Annotated in this window: 17 protein-coding genes; 7 read left to right on the forward strand and 10 right to left on the reverse strand. The window is 63.4% G+C overall.

From position 1 onward, the window contains the following. Positions 1-423: 423 nt before the first annotated feature. From ABD906_RS08190 to ABD906_RS08210, 5 genes are all read right to left on the reverse strand, one after another. Positions 424-1,074 (reverse strand): DUF1223 domain-containing protein, encoded by a 651-nt coding sequence (locus ABD906_RS08190; RefSeq protein WP_345099013.1) that lies wholly within the window; start codon positions 1,072-1,074, stop codon positions 424-426. 213 nt (positions 1,075-1,287) lie between these two features. Then, positions 1,288-2,088: an exodeoxyribonuclease III gene (xth, locus tag ABD906_RS08195; RefSeq protein WP_345099014.1), complete on the reverse strand. Its 801-nt coding sequence runs from the start codon at positions 2,086-2,088 to the stop codon at positions 1,288-1,290. A 367-nt stretch (positions 2,089-2,455) separates the two neighbouring features. Next, positions 2,456-3,121: an outer-membrane lipoprotein carrier protein LolA gene (locus ABD906_RS08200; protein ID WP_378188379.1), complete on the reverse strand. Its 666-nt coding sequence runs from the start codon at positions 3,119-3,121 to the stop codon at positions 2,456-2,458. 154 nt (positions 3,122-3,275) lie between these two features. After that, positions 3,276-5,864, reverse strand: coding sequence for an FtsK/SpoIIIE family DNA translocase (locus ABD906_RS08205; RefSeq protein WP_345099015.1), 2,589 nt, complete (start codon positions 5,862-5,864; stop codon positions 3,276-3,278). A gap of 185 nt (positions 5,865-6,049) precedes the next feature. Further along, positions 6,050-6,700 (reverse strand): TetR/AcrR family transcriptional regulator, encoded by a 651-nt coding sequence (locus ABD906_RS08210; protein WP_345099016.1) that lies wholly within the window; start codon positions 6,698-6,700, stop codon positions 6,050-6,052. Positions 6,701-6,834: 134 nt separating this feature from the next. Between ABD906_RS08210 and ABD906_RS08215 the strand changes: the two genes are divergently transcribed. The 5 genes from ABD906_RS08215 to ABD906_RS08235 all read left to right on the forward strand — a co-directional run bounded on the left by ABD906_RS08215 (position 6,835) and on the right by ABD906_RS08235 (position 11,455). Continuing rightward, positions 6,835-7,191, forward strand: a complete 357-nt coding sequence (locus ABD906_RS08215) for a hypothetical protein (RefSeq protein WP_345099017.1) — start codon at positions 6,835-6,837, stop codon at positions 7,189-7,191. An 8-nt stretch (positions 7,192-7,199) separates the two neighbouring features. Then, entirely contained in the window at positions 7,200-8,519 is a 1,320-nt protein-coding gene (locus ABD906_RS08220) for an NAD(P)/FAD-dependent oxidoreductase (protein ID WP_345099018.1), read from the forward strand. 63 nt (positions 8,520-8,582) lie between these two features. Continuing rightward, positions 8,583-9,581, forward strand: coding sequence for a TRAP transporter substrate-binding protein DctP (gene dctP / locus ABD906_RS08225; protein WP_345099019.1), 999 nt, complete (start codon positions 8,583-8,585; stop codon positions 9,579-9,581). Positions 9,582-9,640: 59 nt separating this feature from the next. Next, on the forward strand, positions 9,641-10,144 hold the full coding sequence (locus ABD906_RS08230; protein WP_345099020.1) for a TRAP transporter small permease: 504 nt from the start codon (positions 9,641-9,643) through the stop codon (positions 10,142-10,144). Between the two features lie 15 nt (positions 10,145-10,159). Next, positions 10,160-11,455, forward strand: a complete 1,296-nt coding sequence (locus tag ABD906_RS08235) for a TRAP transporter large permease (protein WP_345099021.1) — start codon at positions 10,160-10,162, stop codon at positions 11,453-11,455. A 165-nt stretch (positions 11,456-11,620) separates the two neighbouring features. On the opposite strand, the gene ABD906_RS08240 is transcribed toward ABD906_RS08235, so the two are convergent. The 3 genes from ABD906_RS08240 to tesB all read right to left on the reverse strand — a co-directional run bounded on the left by ABD906_RS08240 (position 11,621) and on the right by tesB (position 14,272). Continuing rightward, complete coding sequence (locus ABD906_RS08240; RefSeq protein WP_345099022.1) at positions 11,621-12,991, reverse strand: ammonium transporter; 1,371 nt, start codon at positions 12,989-12,991, stop codon at positions 11,621-11,623. A 28-nt stretch (positions 12,992-13,019) separates the two neighbouring features. Beyond that, complete coding sequence (locus ABD906_RS08245) at positions 13,020-13,190, reverse strand: hypothetical protein (RefSeq protein ID WP_345099023.1); 171 nt, start codon at positions 13,188-13,190, stop codon at positions 13,020-13,022. A 215-nt stretch (positions 13,191-13,405) separates the two neighbouring features. Further along, positions 13,406-14,272, reverse strand: a complete 867-nt coding sequence (gene tesB, locus ABD906_RS08250; RefSeq protein WP_345099024.1) for an acyl-CoA thioesterase II — start codon at positions 14,270-14,272, stop codon at positions 13,406-13,408. A gap of 93 nt (positions 14,273-14,365) precedes the next feature. Between tesB and ABD906_RS08255 the strand changes: the two genes are divergently transcribed. Beyond that, complete coding sequence (locus tag ABD906_RS08255) at positions 14,366-15,613, forward strand: ubiquinone biosynthesis hydroxylase (protein ID WP_345099025.1); 1,248 nt, start codon at positions 14,366-14,368, stop codon at positions 15,611-15,613. A 182-nt stretch (positions 15,614-15,795) separates the two neighbouring features. Next, positions 15,796-16,239, forward strand: a complete 444-nt coding sequence (locus ABD906_RS08260; RefSeq protein WP_345099026.1) for an OsmC family protein — start codon at positions 15,796-15,798, stop codon at positions 16,237-16,239. A 163-nt stretch (positions 16,240-16,402) separates the two neighbouring features. On the opposite strand, the gene ABD906_RS08265 is transcribed toward ABD906_RS08260, so the two are convergent. Together ABD906_RS08265 and sdhA are read right to left on the reverse strand one after the other, a co-directional pair. After that, positions 16,403-17,182: a succinate dehydrogenase iron-sulfur subunit gene (locus ABD906_RS08265; protein ID WP_345099027.1), complete on the reverse strand. Its 780-nt coding sequence runs from the start codon at positions 17,180-17,182 to the stop codon at positions 16,403-16,405. An 11-nt stretch (positions 17,183-17,193) separates the two neighbouring features. Then, positions 17,194-19,026 carry a succinate dehydrogenase flavoprotein subunit gene (sdhA, locus tag ABD906_RS08270; protein ID WP_345099028.1) on the reverse strand — a complete coding sequence of 611 codons (1,833 nt, stop codon included), beginning with the start codon at positions 19,024-19,026 and terminating at the stop codon, positions 17,194-17,196. Between the last annotated feature and the right edge of the window lie 6 nt (positions 19,027-19,032).

Genomic DNA, 19,032 nt, shown 5'->3' on the forward strand with positions numbered 1-19,032 from the left:
CGCTGTCCTCATTCTGGAGGTCGTTGCTCTCCGAAAGGGTGGCCCAGCGGGATACAAATTACAAGCGTAACTATTTTCCCATCACAACGCAGTAATAATCTACAGATTTGGTGATCGTTCGCCACAATATTGCCACATTGTGCTCAAGCTAGCGCCCGAATTCAAAGCCACATTCCGATCGTTGCCTGAGACGGTTCGATCCGGAAGCGGCCCCGTACCCCAAGCCCCCCCGCCCACGAGGCTGACCCGGATCGAACCTGTTTCCTTGTTTTCCCGCAAAGAGCAGACAGTTCGACCCCACCGTCCGGAAACCGGCCGCGCGCCGATTGCCGACCAATCTTGAAATCATCCCGCCATCCTGCCAGCAGTCTCGAAATGAGGCGACAGCGTTTGAATGTCTCGGCTACCTAATGCCCGACGGGCTTACAAATCGCCCCGCAACTGCGCAGCGCCGAGAATGTCCCCCGGACGACCCTGGTCATCCACCTGCTGCAGGAGAACGGCGCAGCGGCCGCCCTTCTTCTTCATCTCGTTCTTGGGAATTTCGATGGTCATGGCTTCGCCATGCCACATGCCCACCGTCTGATAAGACGTGACGATGTTGCGGTAATCCATGACGCGCCCAGCGTTCTGGCCGCGCTCGATCTTCACCTGCTGCTCCGGCTGGAAATAGACCAGCACCACGTGGGCGCCCTCCGGCACCGGGTTGCTCTCGTCGATCCGGATCAGAAGGCTGGTCGACGTTGAGGAGATGCTGACGCCGACAGGCAGCGCTTCCTGCTGCAGCATCGCGGCGACGGCAGTCTCAACGTTGGCCCGCTCAGACCCCACGACATGCTGGGACCCATCGATCACGATCTGCGGCGTGTACACCGAACCGCCGAAGACCTCAGCATAAGCCTGCTGGCGGTGGGTGTTCTCGGGAGAGGCAAAGGCGTCCTTCCAGCCCAGGTAGTCCCAGTAATCCACGTGATAGGCCAAAGCGACGAGGTCATCGCGGCCCGCAAGCTCCCCGAACAGCTCATCGGCGGGCGGACAGGAATTGCACCCCTGACTGGTGAACAGCTCGACCACGGCTCGCGGCCTGTCCTCGGCATGAACAGCAGTTGCAAGGCCAAGAAGAACGAAAGGAGCCAGAAGATATGCTGCTGTTCTCCCAGGTCGACCTTCGTTCATCCCAATCCCGTTCCTGTTATAAGTGTGAATAATTATGCCTATGATCCAATTGTTCTAGCGTCAGACCTGCCGAAGAGAAAAGTCACGTTCCGGTGAGGATTTTGCCAGACCTTATCCAAACTGTGCAATCACCGGTACGTGATCTGACGGACGATCCCACCCACGCGCGTCCCTCAGCACCTCGACCCTTTCCAGCGCCGGCGCCAGATCCGGCGAGGACCAGATATGGTCGAGGCGGCGGCCCTTGTCGGACGCATCCCAGTCGCGCGCCCGGTAACTCCACCAGGTAAACAGTTTTTCGGACGGCGGAATATGCTGGCGCATGAGGTCGACCCAGCCTCCCCTCGCCTGCACGCTCTTCAAGCCTTCGATCTCGACCGGCGTGTGGCTGACGATGTTGAGCAACGCCTTGTGCGACCATACGTCGGTTTCCAGCGGCGCGATGTTGAGATCGCCGACGAGGATGGTGGAGCTGTCCGCCGCCTGGGACGGCACGACCAGGTGCATCTCCCGCAGGAAATCGAGCTTATGCCGGAACTTCGGGTTGATTTCCGGATCGGGTTCGTCACCTCCGGCCGGAACGTAGAAATTGTGAATGACGACATTGCGGCCCGCGACGTTCACGGAGGTCGAGATGTGCCGGCAATCTTCCATGTTGCAGAACGATCGCTTCTCGACCAGCTCGAGCGGAAGGCGGGAGACTGTGGCTACCCCATGGTAGCCCTTCTGCCCATTGAGCTGGATGTGCCTGTAACCGAGCTTGCGGAAGGCGGCGGACGGAAACTGGTCGTCCGGGCATTTCGTCTCCTGAAGGCACAGTACGTCCGGCTGATGCTCTTCAAGGAACCGCTGAACAAGCGGCATGCGCAGGCGAACGGAGTTGATGTTCCACGTAGCAATCTTGAGCGGCATGCTGGGAATTCCGGATGTCCTTGGCGGGAGCGCGAGCAATAGACAGCATCAGAAGCCGCCTGACAAGCGCCGGCAGGCCCCACCAAAACCACAATTCGGTGAAAACGGCGGCGCCTACTGCCGATATGGTTCTGGCCCGTCACACCAGCCCTGAACCATCAGGGCTGCGATTCGGCGCATTTGGGGCAATTCACGTCGCGGGTCGCCGCCAATCGCCGGCATCCCCGACTTGCCAAAAGCATCAACACAATCCGCCTCTTCCAGTTGTCGGGAAGAAGAACCACCCGCGCCTGAGCCCGCCCCAAGACTCGGAAGCCGGCGGGAGGAAATCCCGAGCGGTTCATGCTTCCACGGACACCCCGGATCCCTAGCGCTGGTTCTGGCTCATCGCGTTGACGCGGCGGTAATCGATGTAAAAGACGCTCTTGTCGAAGGTCACGCCCTGCTGAACGTCATAGATGACGACCGTTGTGTCCTTGCCCTGGGCGTCCGTCACGGTCCACTGGCGCAGATCGTATGTCTTGGCATCGAAGGTCATGGTGATCGTCGAGTTGCCAAAGATCTGCTTGTCCACCAGACGGATGGTTACAGCATCATCGTCCTGCTGGACGCCCTGCAGCCGGCCGCCGGAAAGATCGATCCTGTCGGCAAGAAGCAACTTCAGCGGGGTCTGGTTGAGGGAATAGATGTCCGCCGTGTTCAGCTTGCGGTTTTCGAGCACGACGGTCGTGCCATCCGAAATCACGCGGAAACGCGCATTGCCCTCATAGTCGAAGCGCAGCTTGCCCGGACGCTCGATGTAGAACTTGCCTTCCGACTGCTCGCCGCGAGGCCCGAACTGGGCAAAGCTGCCCATCATAGTCTTGACGTTCGAGAAGTGCTGGGCGATGCGCTGCGCGGTGGCGACCGCCGCCCCGCTCTGCGCCTGCGCGCCCGAGCTTCCAGCGGCAAGCATTCCCATGGCGCCGACGGCAAGCCCGATGAAGGCGCGGCGGCTGGTACGGCTCAAGAGGTTCTTTGCCAACTCGATCATCTTTCCAACTTGGACCACGTCCGTGGTTGATTGAAGCATTTTCCCATTGCCAGCACGCAGGACCATGTCGGCGCGGGGGAACTCCAGAACATATAGGCGTCTAACAGGGCCGAATTTTGTCCTGCCGGCAGGCGGCCGGGGCCGTCATGCCGGATTACATCTGATCCTTCTCGGTGGGCACAAGGATCTCGCGCTTGCCTGCGTGGTTCGCGGGCCCGATGATGCCCTCCTGCTCCATGCGCTCGATGATCGAGGCGGCGCGGTTGTAGCCGATCCCAAGGCGGCGCTGGATGTAGCTGGTCGAGGCCTTGCCGTCGCGCAGGACGATGGCGACCGCCTGATCGTACGGATCGTCGGAGTCGGCCATGTTGCCCACCCCAGAACCGCCGGACGGCTCGTCCTCATCGTCGTCAGCGAGAACGGCGTCGAGGTAGTCAGGCACACCCTGCGACTTGAGATGGCGGACGATGCCCTCGACTTCCTGGTCGGAAACGAAGGCGCCATGGACGCGCTGGATGCGGCCGCCGCCAGCCATGTAGAGCATGTCGCCCATGCCGAGCAGCTGCTCCGCGCCCTGCTCGCCAAGGATGGTGCGGCTGTCGATCTTCGACGTCACTTGGAAGGAGATACGGGTCGGGAAGTTGGCCTTGATGGTACCGGTGATGACGTCCACCGACGGGCGCTGGGTCGCCATGATCACGTGGATGCCGGCGGCGCGGGCCATCTGGGCAAGGCGCTGGACGGCGCCCTCGATATCCTTGCCGGCCACCATCATCAGGTCGGCCATCTCGTCGATGATGACCACGATGAAGGGCATCGGTTCGAGATCCAGCTCCTCCGTCTCGTAGATGGCCTCTCCCGTCTCGCGGTCGAAGCCGGTCTGGACGGTGCGCGAGATGACCTCTCCTTTCTGCCTTGCCGCAAGCACACGCTGATTGAAGCCCTCGATGTTGCGGACGCCCACCTTGGACATCTTGCGGTAGCGTTCCTCCATCTCGCGGACGGTCCACTTGAGCGCCACGACCGCCTTCTTCGGATCGGTCACCACCGGCGTCAGCAGGTGCGGGATGCCGTCATAGATCGACAGCTCGAGCATCTTCGGGTCGATCATGATCAGGCGGCAATCCTCCGGACGCAGCCGATAGAGCAGCGAGAGGATCATGGTGTTGATCGCCACCGACTTGCCGGAACCGGTGGTTCCGGCCACCAGAAGGTGGGGCATCTTGGCGAGGTCGGCGACGACGGGCTCGCCGCCGATGGTCTTGCCGAGGGCCAGCGCCAGGCGATGCTTCGTGGTCTGGAAGTCGCGGCTCGCGAGAAGCTCGCGCAGGTAGACGGTTTCGCGGCGCGCGTTCGGCAGCTCGATACCGATGGCGTTGCGGCCGGGAACGACGGCGACACGGGCCGAAATCGCGCTCATGGAACGGGCAATATCGTCTGCCAGTCCGATCACGCGGGACGACTTGATGCCCGGCGCGGGCTCCAGCTCGTAAAGGGTGACAACCGGACCCGGACGGACATGGACGATTTCACCACGGACTCCGAAGTCTTCCAGCACACCCTCGAGGCGGCGAGCATTCTGCTCCAGGGCCTCGCGCGTCAGCGACGGATCCTTGCCGGCAGCCTTGGGCTCGGCCAGCAGGTTCAATGCGGGCAGGTTGAACTGGCCAGCAATCGTGGGGCGGTGCGGCTCCCGCTGCACGCGCGCCGGGGCGGGAGCCGACGCGGGCTGGCGCCGCGCCGGGGCCTCGCCAGGGGCCACAGCCTGAGCCTCACGGGCGGGCGCAGCCGGACGCGTGGCGGGCGCGCTGCGCTCCACGGGGTGCATCATGATGTCGTCCAGATCGTCGCTGAAATCGTCGGCGTCGAAATCATCGAAGCCGGGTTCGACACGCCGTCCGTCGAGCTCGCGCGACGCCTGCAGACGGGGTTCCGCGCGCCGCTCCACGACCGGGAACTCGTCCTCGAACTCCTCGTCGTCGTCATCATCCGAAACGGAATGCGCACGGTGCGGCATCTTGCGGCGGACCAGGGAGCGGGCCATCAGCCACCAATGGGTCAGAATGCCCAGCAGAACGGCCATGCGGCCTTCTCCGGCTTCCTCGTCGTCGTCCTCGAGCACCTCGAAGGGCGCATCAAGCTCGTCTGCCGTCGCAGCAGCCGCAGCGCGGCGGCCAATCAGACCGGCGCTGAAGAACATCAGCCAGAGGCACGGTATGAACAGCAGCGCGGCCACGACGAAGCCCAGAAGGCCGTTGGGGTAACCGCCCGTGAAATAGGCCGGAACGTTGAGCACGAAATCGCCGAAAACGCCACCGAGGCCGGTCGGAAGCGGCCAGGTAGAGGGTGGCGTGACGCAGCCGACGATTCCGGCCGCCAGGACCGAACCGGCCAGCCAGGCGAGCAGGCGAAGGGGAATGCGGTCAACACCCCAGCCGGCAACCAGGAGGATAGCCCAGACAACCGCGGGAAACAGGCTCGCAACCGACGCCAGCCCGAAGAACTGCATGGCGAGATCGGCATAGGCCGCGCCCGGGAAGCCCATCATGTTGGTGACGGGATTGTCGGTCGCATAGCTGAAACTCGGATCCATGACGTTCCAGGTCGCAAGGCTCAGGACGCAGAAGGCCACCAGACCCAGCAGGGCCACGCCAAGCGTCCGCGCGGTCTGCCGCCGCAGAAAACTCTGCACTCCGAAGTTGTTGCCGTGCATTGCAAATGCCGCGGAAGACCCGGAACTCATTCTTTTTCCCCGTTCAAACATCATTCCTGCGCGGTTGCGCCCGTCAGACAGTCGAGAATCGACCCTAGCGACGGATGGTTAAGACGGCATTAACCATGGATGAGCGGCGACTGCGCCCGCACGCCGCGGCGTGTGGGGACTGGAAAACCGGCGTGCGCCGACAGCTCGCGCGGGGAGCAGCCGCCCTAGGCCACCCCGTGCTTTCGGCGGTAGGCGGCCGCGACCTCCGGATCGAGGGGAACGCCGGTGAAGGTCTCGTAATAGGCTTCGAGATACTGAAGGCGGCTCGCCAGCGGCTCATCCAGCCGTACCGCATAGTAGCCCAGCTGCGTGAAATACAGGCTGCGCGCACGAATGAACGCGTCTGGTGACTTGTAGCCGAAACGCAGGAACAGACTCTCTATCGCCTTGACCCGCGTTTCATCGGCCTCGGCCACGACCTTGCGCACGCGCTCCGATCGCCGGGCCCAGTCGCGCATCGCCTCATCCAGGCGCGGGTCGAACCGTTCGGGGTCAAGCCAGGCATCGAAGATGCCCAGAATGCCTTCCAACAGCGAGGGCTTGTTCTCGATCGCCGCGAGCATGGCCGCGGTGTTCTTCTCTGCCCAAAAATTGATCAGACCGTCGAGCAGGTCGTCCCGGTCCCTGAAGTGCCAATAGAAGCTGCCCCGCGTGACCGACAGGGCGTCCGCCAGCCGGGTAATGCGGACGGATTCAACGCCTTCCTGCACGAAAATTTCAACCGCCGCACCCAGCCAGTCTGCCCTGCTCAGGTGGCGAACAACCTTGTCGGGGCCAGCAGCTGCTGCTTTTCGAAGCAGGTCCCGGTCAATCATTGACCATCTCCAAACACAATTGTATTGCGCAAACACAGCTGTATGGACGCTTGTATTGCGCAGATGCAAGCTGATCGTTGTTGAAAATTTCCAACTGGGCGACCGAGAGGCCTCCCAGCCAAGGTGAGGATATCATGACCCATACCAAGACGCCGCCACGAGTTATCCGCCCTGAAGATGCACACTTCGTACCACGCGCCCAGGACGGCGATATGGCCCAGCTTGCGGAGATTTGCGGAACCCGCGATGGCACCGAGCTCGGCGCCGGCTACGCCCGCCTGACCAACGCCCGCATCAACTGGACCGTCAAGTATGACGAGGTTCTGGTCGTGGTGGAAGGCAAGGTGCGCGTCCATACCAAGCACGGCGTGCTGGAGGCCGGGCCGCGCGACACCGTCTGGCTGCCGGAGGGCACGGAGCTCACCTACGAAGCCGAGAATGCCCTCATCGTCTGGGCGATCCATCCTGCGGACTGGGCCGAAAGGGCATAGGCGGGAACATGCGTAAGGTCAGCGTTCTCCCAGCAGACGACAAGACCAACGGCTGGAGCCGGATTCTTCCGCCCCGAACCGCAAAACCGGCACTGCAGGGCAAGATCAAGGCAGACTGGATCGTGCTCGGCGCCGGCTTTGCCGGTCTGGGCGCCGCCCGGCGTCTCGCCGAGAACCGCCCGGGCGACAAGATCGTCGTGATCGAAGCCAACGAGGCGGGCGAAGGCGCTTCCGGCCGCAATTCCGGCTTTGCCATCGACGTGCCGCACAACACCGGCAGCTCGATGGAGGAGCTTGAGAAGTCGCACGCCTATCTGCGGCTGGCCCGCGCGGGCATCGACTATCTTCGCCAGCAGGTCGAGCGCTATGGCATCGACTGCGACTGGAGTCCCATCGGCAAGTTCCACACGGCCGTTTCGGAACGCGGCGTGAAGGAGATCCTGGAGCCCACGGCGCGGGAACTCGAGCGGCTTGGCGAGCCCTATGTCTGGTACGACCGCGACAAGCTGCGTGAAAGGCTGGGCACGGCGCACTTCACCGCCGGCATCTACACGCCCGGCACGGTGCTGGTGAATCCGGCGGCGCTGACGCGCGGGCTGGCCGACAACCTGCCGGACAACGTCGTTCTCTACGAGCATTCGCCAGTCGTCGAATACGAATTCGGCAACACCATCCGGCTGGTGACACCGGAGGGCGAGGTCGAGGCTCCGAAGCTGATCCTGGCCGTGAACGGCTGGGCCGAGAAGTTCGGCTTCTTCAAGGGCCGGCTGTTGCCCTTCGCCGCGCACGCGAGCCTGACCCGCCGCCTGACGGACGAGGAATACGAGGCGTTCGGCAAGATCGAGTCGTGGGGTCTGACCCCGGCCAACGCGTTCGCCAGCATCACGATGCGCTTCACCAACGACCGCCGCATCCTGATCCGGCAGAACATCCATTACTGCCCGAGCTTCCGGCAGTCCGACGAGCGACGGCGCAAGCTGCAACAGGACCACAAGCGCCTGTTCGACGAGCGCTTCCCCATGCTGCCGAAGGTCAACATGGAGTACACCTGGACGGGCTATGTCTGCCTGTCGCAGAACGGGACGCCAGGATTCGGCCAGGTTGCGCCGAACATCTATACGGCCGTATGCCAGAACGCCGTGGGCGTGGCCAAGGGAACGATCAGCGGCGTGCTGGCCGCGGATCTCGCCTGCGGCATCAGCAACTCGCTCATCGACGACATGAAGAGCCTCGGCACGCCGAACAAGCTGCCGCCGCGTCCGTTCCTGGACGTCGGCGTCTGGGCCCGTCTCGGCTGGGAGCTCTGGAGAGCCAGACACGAGGTCTGATCACCACCACGCGCCGGTCCCTTCCGAAGGGACCGGCGCATCATTTTTACGAAGGAGGACACCTTGATCACCAAGAGCAGAATTCTTGCGCTGGCCGCGCTGACGGCGGCGTCCATCGCCACCGGGTTCGCCGAGGCCAAGACGCTCAAGATCGCGACCGATTCCGGCGCCAAGGGCTCGCCGGCCGGCAATGCCATCGAAGAGTGGGCGAAGGCCATCACGGAAGGCACCAACGGCGAGATCGACCTCGCCATCTACTACCAGAACGAGCTCGGCGGCCAGCAGGAGGTGTTCGACCTCCACGTGGCCGGTGACGTCGACCTGATGCTGAACTGGCCGATGACCTCGTATGACAAGCGCATCGCGGTCATCTACACGCCCTACATGTTCACCACCTGGGAAGAGGCGCTGGAAGCCTACAAGCCTGGCGGCTGGCTCAACAGCATGCTCGACGGCATCTACGCCGACATGGGCCTCAAGTTCTTCGGCGCATGGCCGGAGGGCTTCAACGGCGTCGGCACCAAGGGCAGCTATGCGACCAACGTCGATGCCGCCAAGAGCATCAAGGTGCGCGTGCCCCCGGTGTTCCCGTTCCATGAGACGATCCAGGCAATGGGCTACCAGACCGCCGCGGTCGACTGGGGTGAGCTCTACAGCGCAATCCAGACCGGCGTGGTCGATGGCGACGCGGCGAACGTGATCTTCTACGAGCTGGAATACTTCGGCGATATCCTCGACTACTACGTCCGCTCCAAGCAGCAGTTCATCACCGGCATGCTGACGATGAACCTCGAGGAGTGGGAACAGCTGACGCCGGAACAGCAGAAGGTGGTGCAGGACGCCGCCACGGCCGTCATGGAGAAGCAGTTCAACGAAGCCCGCGCGCAGGACGAAGGCTACGCCGAGCAGTGGAAGGCCAAGGGCAACACCTATGTCGAGCCGACCGACGAAGAGCTCGGCGCGCTGGCGAAAACCGTGCGCGAGGCCGTTTGGCCGCAGATGGAGAACGAGGTCGGCGCGGACCTGATGCAGCCGATCCGCGATAACTCCGCCAAGTTCTAATCACTCACCCAACCCGACATCCGGAAGGCCCCGCGGGGCCTTCCCCATGGGAGGTCGACATGCTGTCCAGACTTGCGCCGCTCGGTCAGGCATTCGCGAAGCTGCTCGAATGGGTCGCGCTCATTACCAGCGCACTCGTCACCGGATTGCTCGTGTTCCTCGTCGTGGGCCGTTACATCCTCAACTGGTCCATCGTCGGCGTGCACGAGATCAGCCTCGTGGCGGCCATGTGGCTCTACATGGCCGGGGCGCTGATTGCCAGCCGCAGGCGCGAGCACCTGGTCGTCGACCTTCTGCCGCAACAACTGACCTCGGCCCGCTCCAGGGCACGGCATCAGATTCTGGTCGCGGTGATCACGCTTGTCATCGCCTGCTTTTTCGCCGCCTGGACCTATCAAATGCTGGCCTGGGGCATGAAGCGGCCGCAGACGGTGCCGGGCCTCAGCCTGCCGCTCTGGGTTCCGCAGGCATCGCTCGCCTTCGCCGTCATCGGCTGCGTCGCATATGCCAGCCGCGATGTCATCGCCGGTTTCAAGTCGCTGGCCGCCGCCAGCAAGCACTAGGGAGCAAGCCGGACAATGGAAGGTCTTTTCGGAATCCTTCTTCTCGTGGTGCTGCTGGGACTTGGCGTCCCGGTCGCATGGTCGTTCGCCGGACTGGTCGCCTATCTCACGTTCGTCTACGACGTGAACCTGAACACCCTGATGCTGCAGGGCTTCCGGTCACTGAACTCGGTGGTCCTGCTGTCGCTGCCGCTATTCATCCTCGCCGGATACCTGATGCAGTCGGGCGGCATCGCGCGGCGCCTTGTCGAGTTCATCGAGCTGCTCGTCAGGGGCCGCCGTGGCGGCCTCGGCGCCTCGATCGTGCTGAGCTCCGGCATCTTCGGGGCGATCGCCGGAACGGCCACGGCGGCCGTGGCCGCGATCGGCACAATCATGATCGACCCCATGGATGAGCGCGGCTACCCCCGCGGCTATTCCTCGGCGCTGCTCGGCATCTCGTCGCTGCTCGGAATCCTTATCCCGCCGTCGATCACCATGATCCTGTTTGCGGTGGCGACGCAGCAGTCGGTCGCGGCCTGCTTTGCGGCAACGATGGGACCGGCCATCCTGCTGATCGCGGGACTGATCCTGTTCAACCGCTTCGTCGCCGGACGCTACTACCAGGAGAAGGCCATCGGTAAGGCTGACCAGTCCGAACACCGCTCTCCGACCCGCGCCGTGATCGCGGCACTGCCGGCGCTGTCCATTCCGCTCATAATTCTAGGCGGCATCTACGGTGGCGTCTTCACGCCGACCGAGGCGGCAGCCGTGGCAGTGGTCGTCGCGCTTCTGATCGGCTTTTTCATCTATCGCGACCTGACCTGGAGCCGCCTGCGCACCAGCGTGATCGCTGCCGCCGAGACTACAGGATCCATCGTCCTGATCCTGCTGTTCTCCTTCATGATCGGGCGTATCCTGGTGGCCGAGCGCGTTCCGCAGGAGCTGACGGAACTCGTCGCCGCCGCGGTCAGCAACCCAATTCTGATTCTGCTGGCGGTAAACCTGTTCCTGATCATCGCCGGCGCGTTGATCGACGACGTATCGGTGACGGTGGTGATCGCGCCACTGTTCCTGCCGCTGATGACCTCCATAGACGTTCATCCCGTCCATTTCGGCGCGATCGTCGCGGCTTCCGTGGTGATCGGGGCGAACAGCCCGCCGATGGCGCCGGTGCTCTACATGGCCTGCCGCATCGGCAAAGTCTCGGTGCATAAGGCGGTGGGTCCGGCGCTCCTGATGATGAGTCTCGTCGCCCTGCCGGTCATGCTCGTAACGGCCTTCGTACCGGAAGTCTCGCTCTGGCTGCCGCGGACGCTGGGACTTCTGTAACGGGCAGCGGAGTTCGCGGAGACCGGCACCGTCCTTCGGCTTCCCGCCGGTTGAACAGGCGGAAGGGCACGACCAGGAAAAGCGTTGCGCGGATGCGGGAACAAGTCTTTCAAAACCAAAAGGGCCGGCTGCACGCCGGCCCTTTCTGCTTCGTCAGCAGGGGTATCAGTAGTGGTAGGCGGCTTCGCCGTGCTCGCTGAGGTCGAGGCCCTGGCGCTCGTCCTCGGGGGTCGGACGCAGACCGACGATCAGGTCGACCACCTTGTAGAGGATCGCCGAGATGATACCGCACCAGATGATCGTGATGACCACGGCAACAATCTGGATCCAAACCTGTGAAGCGATGGAGAAGTCCTCGCCACCCGTGCCGCCGAGCCACGGAGCGGTGAAGATACCGGTGCCGATCGCGCCGATGATGCCGCCGATGCCATGGATGCCGAACACGTCAAGCGAGTCGTCGTAACCGGCCTTAATCTTCACCACGGCAACGAAGTAGTAGCAGCCAAGGCTTGCAATCGCGCCGAGGACGATGGCGCCGATCGGGCCAACCGTGCCGCAGGCCGGGGTGACAGCCACGAGACCGGCAACCACACCGGAGACAGCGCCCAGCATGGAGGCCTTGCCGCGGTGGATGACTTCGATGATAACCCAGGCGAGAACCGCGCCGGCCGTGGCGGTGAAGGTGTTGATGATGGCGAGGGCAGCGCCGGCGGTCGCTTCGAGGTTGGAGCCGCCGTTGAAGCCGAACCAGCCGATCCAGAGGATCGAGGCGCCGACCATCGTCAGCGTCATGGAGTGCGGCGCGAGCACTTCCTTGCCGTAGCCGATGCGCTTGCCGACCATGATGGCACCGACCAGAGCAGCGATGCCGGCATTGATGTGGACGACCGTGCCGCCAGCGAAGTCAATAGCGCCGAGGTTGAAAAGGTAGCCAGCGCCGTCCCAGACCATGTGGGCGACCGGGAAATAGACGACCGTCAGCCAGAGCGCGACGAAGAGCATGACCGCGGAAAACTTGATGCGCTCTGCGAAACCGCCGACGATCAGCGCCGGCGTGATGACGGCGAAGGTCATCTGGAAGCAGATGAACACATACTCAGGCAGGACCACGCCATCCGTGAAGGTGGAGGCGGTCGTGTCCAGAGTGACGCCCGAGAGGAAAACCTTGGCGAAACCGCCAAAGAAGGCGCTGTCGCTGCCGCCGAAGGCAAACGAGTAGCCGTAGACGACCCAGATCACCATCGCGAGCGCGGCGATCGTGGTACACTGCATCAGCACGGACAACATGTTCTTGGCGCGTACCAGGCCGCCATAGAACAGAGCCAGGCCAGGAAGCGTCATGAACAGGACGAGAGCCGTGGCCGTCATCATCCACGCCACATCGCCCTTATCAATGACAGGCGCAACTTCGGTGACGGTCTCGGTCACCTCAACCGCAGCTTCCTGCGCAAAGGCAGAACCGGCTGCAATCAGACTTCCGGCAAGCGCGGCAAGGCCCGAGCCAAGCGCCGCCGATAAAGAACGCGGAACACTCATCTTATTCTCCTTGACGTAGCGCTGGAGGTCACAGGGTGGCGGCGGTCAGTTCGCCGGAGCGAACGTGAACAGCTTTCCGGATAGCGAGCTTGAAGGTGCGCCCGGCCGTCGTGGAGAAGGCCCCCTGGAGATCCACCGCCGGATAGCTCCCGTGACCGGCACTCACGAACACATTCAGTTTGGTTCCAATCGGTCTCATCAGTGTCCCAACCCTTCGCTGTGCGGCCTCAGCCGCTCCACCGCTGCACCCTGAAAGAGCAACAGCTGCTGAGTTAGAGAACAAGGAGCGTGCCAACTGCGATCAGCACTATCTAAACGTCTGTTATTTCTTGAAAAATTTAGTGCCAGAATGATTAAAGGCGCAGCTGGTGGGCTGCGCCTTTGATCAAGAATTGTGCAATTTTTGAAATTTGCCTATTTTGTGCGCAGACGCATGAGGCCTTCTTGTGCGACCGAGGCCACAAGCACGCCATCCCTGCTGAAAATGCTTCCACGGGCCAGGCCCCGGCTGCCCTGCGAGGATGGGCTGTCCTGGCAGTAGAGAAGCCATTCGTTCAGGTTGAACGGGCGATGGAACCACATGGCGTGATCGAGGCTCGCGGCCTGAATCTCGGGATCGAACAAAGTTCTACCGTGCGCGTAGGTCGTCACGTCGAGCAGTGTCATGTCGGACAGATAGGCCAACAGGGCGGCGTTCAACGCAGGCTCGGCTGGAACCGGTTCCGTGATGCGCATCCATATGTTCTGCGAGGGCGGCAGCTTGTCGCGGGTCGTGTAGTGTTCAAGCCCGGTTGGCCGGACGTCTATCAGCGTCTGCTTGCGCCAGAACGCGCGCAACGACTCCGGGATGACAAGAGCGGCCGATTCCACAAGCTCACTGCGGCTCGGGAGGGACTCCGGCGCGGGCACGCCCTCCGGCATCCCAATCTGGTGAAACAGGCCCTCCTCCTCCTTCTGGAAGGAGGCCATCATCGAGAAGATCGGCTGGCCATGCTGGATGGCCGTTACGCGGCGCGTGGTGAAGCTGCCGCCATCCCGAATGCGTTCCACCTGGTAGATGATCGGTATCTTCGGGTCACCGCCGAGCAGGAAATAGCAGTGCAGCGAGTGCACGGGCCTGGACGGATCGACCGTGCGCTGCGCGGCGGTGAGCGCCTGTCCGATGACCTGGCCGCCGAAAACCCTCTGCAGTCCCGTTCGCGGGCTCTTTCCCCGAAACAGGTTGTGTTCGAGCTCTTCCAGATTAAATATGTCAAGGAGATCCCTGATGGTGGATGGCATATAAGCTTGCTCCGCAACGCAAATGATGATCAGCCCGACGCTTTCGCATACGTCTTAGAGAAGTCGGCCACAAGATGAAAGACGGGAAACGACATGCCCTTGAAGACCGAGACAGAACAGAAGATTAATAATTACGATGTCGTCATCGCAGGGGCGGGATATGTCGGGCTGACCGCGGCGGTCGCCATCAAGAGCGCGCGGCCGGACATGAAGCTGCTGGTCGTGGACGCAGCGCCCGAGGGCGTCTGGAAGAAGGACGTCCGGGCCATTGCCGTCGCGGCTGACGCATGCCGCATGCTGAGGCAGCTCGGCTGCTGGGACGGCCTCATCGGCAAGGTCCAGCCGATCAATGAAATGGTGATCACCGATTCGCGGGTGTCCGACCCGGTACGCCCGGTTTTCCTGACCTTTGCCGGCGACGTGACACCCGGGGAACCGTTCGCCCACATGGTCGAGACGCGCGACCTCGGCGCGGTGCTGCGCAAGCGGGCTGACGAGCTGGGCCTGGAAATCCGCGAGGGCGTGGCGGTGGAACGTTTCGACATCGACCCGGCAGCGGCCCGCATCCATCTCGCCGATGGAACGGAACTCAGGGCGCGGCTGCTGATCGCCGCCGACGGGAAACGCTCGAAGCTGCGCACGCTGGCCGGCATCAGGACCGTCGAGTGGGAATATGGCCAGTCCGGCATCGTCTGCACCGTCGCGCATGAGCGACCCCACCACGGCCGGGCCGAGGAGCATTTCCTGCCTGCCGGTCCGTTCGCCATCCTTCCGCTCACCGGCAACCGCTCGTCCATCGTGTGGACCGAACGGACCGAGGACGCCGAACGCCTGATCAATGAGGATGACGTCGTGTTCGAGTACGAGCTCGAACAGCGCTTCGGGCTGAAGCTTGGCGAGATCCACGTCGAGGGCCCGCGGCGGGCGTTTCCACTGACCTTGCTGCTGGCGCGGGACTTCGTGAAGCCGCGCTTCGCGCTTGCCGGCGATGCCGCCCATGGCGTGCATCCGATCGCCGGACAGGGCCTCAATCTCGGCTTCAAGGACGTTGCCGCGCTCGCGGAAGTGATCGTGGAGGCCGAGCGCCTCGGCGAAGACATTGGTGCGCTCAACGTGTTGCAGCGCTACGAGCGCTGGCGCCGGTTCGACACGGTGCAGATGGGCGTGACCACGGACGTGCTCAACCGTCTGTTCTCGAACGACTGGCGCCCGGTGCGGGCTGTGCGCGACTTCGGCCTCGGGCTGGTGGACCGGCTGCCGGGACTCAAGAGCTTCTTCATCCGGCAGGCCTCCGGCCTGGTGCCCAACAGCCCCCGCCTGCTGCGGGGCGAGGCGATCTGAGCAAGCCGTCCCGCACATCTGGACTCCGGGTTTTCCGGACCCACGAAAAAGCAGGTCGATGGAGCATTTTCCCGGAACTGGGGGCGTCAGTTTTCCGTTGATACGGCGGAATGACAGACCCGGCCTTTTCAGGCTTCCCACGGAAGCCTGAACGGCTGGCGACCGTGCAACAGGAGACCGCGATGAAACGCCACGCCAACGTCGTCTGGAAGGGCTCGCTCACACAGGGAACGGGCACGCTAAACAGTCAGAGCTCCGCCCTCAAGGAAATGCCGCTCACCTTCAAGGCCCGCTTCGAGGACGAATCGGGGCGTGCCGGCACCAATCCGGAAGAGCTGATCGCCGCGGCGCATGCCGGATGCTTCTCCATGCAGCTCGCGCACATGCTAGCGGAAAACGGCACTCCGGCCGAATTCCTCAACACGACTGCCGAAGTGGAGGTTCGCCCCGCTGCGGGCGGCGGGTTCGAAATTTCCGGCAGCGCCCTCAAGCTCAATGCGAGGGTTCCGGGGCTGGATGAGGCAAGGTTCCGCGAGATCGCGGAAAGCGCCAAGGCAAACTGTCCCGTGTCGAAGGCGCTGCGCGCCATCGACATCACGCTCGATATCTCCTTCTCGCAAGGGTAGACGGGTCGCAGATCCGGAACCGCGCCGCTGGAACCTTGCCGCCCGTGATTTAATAGGACTCAACATGCGGTTTGGCAGGCTCGCCATGAGGGGGCACACGGAAAACAGAAAGGCCCGCGGGAGCATCCCGCGGGCCTTTCGATTCGGTATGTTCGCACCAGGCTTAGACCTGGCGTTCCACCATGAGCTTCTTGATCTCCGCGATTGCCTTGGCGGGGTTGAGCCCCTTCGGGCAGGTCTGCGTACAGTTCATGATGGTGTGGCAGCGATAGAGGCGGAACGGATCCTCGAGGTTGTCGAGGCGCTCGCCCGTCATCTCATCGCGGGAGTCCGCGATCCAGCGGTAAGCCTGCAGCAGGATGGCCGGGCCGAGGTAACGCTCGCCGTTCCACCAGTAGCTCGGGCACGAGGTCTGGCAGCAGAAGCAGAGGATACACTCGTAGAGGCCGTCCAGCTTGGCGCGATCCTCGCGGCTCTGGCGCCATTCCTTGGCCGGCGTCGGGGTGACCGTCTGCAGCCAGGGCTGAATGGAGGAGAGCTGCGCATACGGGATGGAGAGGTCCGGTACCAGATCCTTCACCACCGGCATGTGCGGCAGCGGGTAGATCCGGACGTCGCCCTCGATCTCGTCGCAGGCCTTGGTGCAGGCCAGCGTGTTGGCGCCATCGATGTTCATCGCGCACGATCCGCACACGCCTTCGCGGCAGGAGCGGCGGAAGGTCAGCGTCGGGTCGATCTTGTTCTTGATGTAGATGAGCGCGTCGAGGACCATCGGACCGCAGTCGTCCATGTCGACGTAGTAGGTATCGACACGCGGATTCTCGTCGTCATCCGGCGACCAGCGGTAGACCCTGAAGGCGCGCACGTTCGTCGCGCCCTCCGGCTTCGGCCAGACCTTGCCTTCCTTGACCTGGGAATTCTTCGGTAGGGTGATTTCGACCATGGTAACCTCGATCAGTATACGCGCTTCTTGGGCGCGATCTTTGCCGGGTCAATGCCACCTTCCTCCACCGGAAGCAGAGGCTCCGTGTGAACCGGACGGTAGTCGAGGCTGACGGTGCCATTGTCGTCGACCCACGCCAGCGTGTGCTTGCGCCAGTTGACGTCGTCGCGCTCCGTGAAGTCCTCGCGGGCATGGGCGCCACGGCTCTCCTTGCGGGCTTCCGCCGAGTAGACGGTGGCGAAAGCGTTGGCCATGAGGTTGTGCAGCTCGAGCGTCTCCATGAGGTCGGAGTTCCAGATCATCGAGCGGTCGTGGACCTTGATGTCCGGCAGCTCCTGCCAGATGGCGGAGATGCGCTGGCAGCCCTGCTCGAGCGACTCCTGCGTGCGGAACACGGCAGCATCTTCCTGCATCGCGCGCTGCATCTTCTCGCGCAGCACCGCCGTCGGCGTGCCGCCGTTGGCGTGGCGGATGCGGTCGAAGCGATCCATGATCTTGTCGCAGGCTGCACGGTTGAGCGGCGGAACCTTGGAGTCCTTGTCCACCACCTGGCCGGCGCGGATTGCGGCGGCGCGACCAAAGACCACGAGGTCGATCAGAGAGTTCGAGCCGAGACGGTTGGCACCATGCACCGAGGCGCAGCCGGCCTCGCCCACTGCCATCAGGCCCGGCAGAACGGCGTCCGGATTGTCCGGGGTCGGATTCAGCACCTCACCCCAGTAGTTGGTCGGAATGCCGCCCATGTTGTAGTGGACGGTCGGCAGAACCGGGATCGGCTCGCGGGTCACGTCGACGCCGGCGAAGATCTTGGCCGACTCGGCGATGCCGGGAAGGCGCTCGTGGATCACGGCCGGATCTAGGTGATCCAGGTGCAGGTAGATGTGGTCCTTCTTCTTGCCGCAGCCGCGGCCCTCGCGGATCTCCAGCGTCATGCAGCGGGAGACCACGTCACGCGAGGCAAGGTCCTTCGCGCTCGGCGCATAACGCTCCATGAAGCGCTCGCCTTCCGAGTTGACGAGGTAGCCGCCCTCGCCGCGCACGCCCTCGGTGATGAGACAGCCCGCGCCATAGATGCCGGTCGGGTGGAACTGCACGAACTCCATGTCCTGCAGGGGCAGGCCAGCGCGGGCCACCATGCCGCCGCCGTCACCGGTGCAGGTGTGGGCGGAGGTGCAGGAGAAGTAGGCGCGGCCATAGCCGCCGGTGGCGAGAACGACCATCTTCGCGGCAAAGCGATGGATGGTGCCGTCATCCAGGTTCCAGGCCACGACGCCGGTGCACTGACCGTCGTCGGACATGATCAGGTCGATGGCGAAGTACTCGATGAAGAACTGCGCCTGGTTGCGGACGGACTGGCCGTAAAGCGTGTGCAGGATGGCGTGGCCGGTACGGTCGGCCGCGGCGCAGGTGCGCTGCACGGGCGGGCCGTCGCCGAAGTTCTGCATGTGGCCGCCGAACGGACGCTGGTAGATGCGCCCATCCTCGGTACGGGAGAAGGGAACGCCGTAGTGCTCCAGCTCATAGACGGCGGCCGGAGCCTCGCGCGCCAGGTATTCCATGGCATCGACGTCGCCGAGCCAGTCCGAGCCCTTCACCGTGTCATACAGATGCCAGTGCCAGTGGTCGGGGCCCATGTTCTGGAGCGAAGCGGCGATGCCGCCCTGGGCCGCAACGGTGTGCGAACGGGTCGGGAAGACCTTGGTGATGCAGGCAGTCTTCAGACCCTGCTCCGCCATGCCGAGCGTGGCGCGCAGACCTGCGCCACCGGCACCAACCACCACGACATCGTACTCGTGGTCCACATATTCATAGGCCGACGTGGCCTTCTTTTGTACTTGCGCCATTTGGGG

The organism is Chelativorans composti (assembly GCF_039541695.1).
Lineage (GTDB): Bacteria > Pseudomonadota > Alphaproteobacteria > Rhizobiales > Rhizobiaceae > Chelativorans > Chelativorans composti.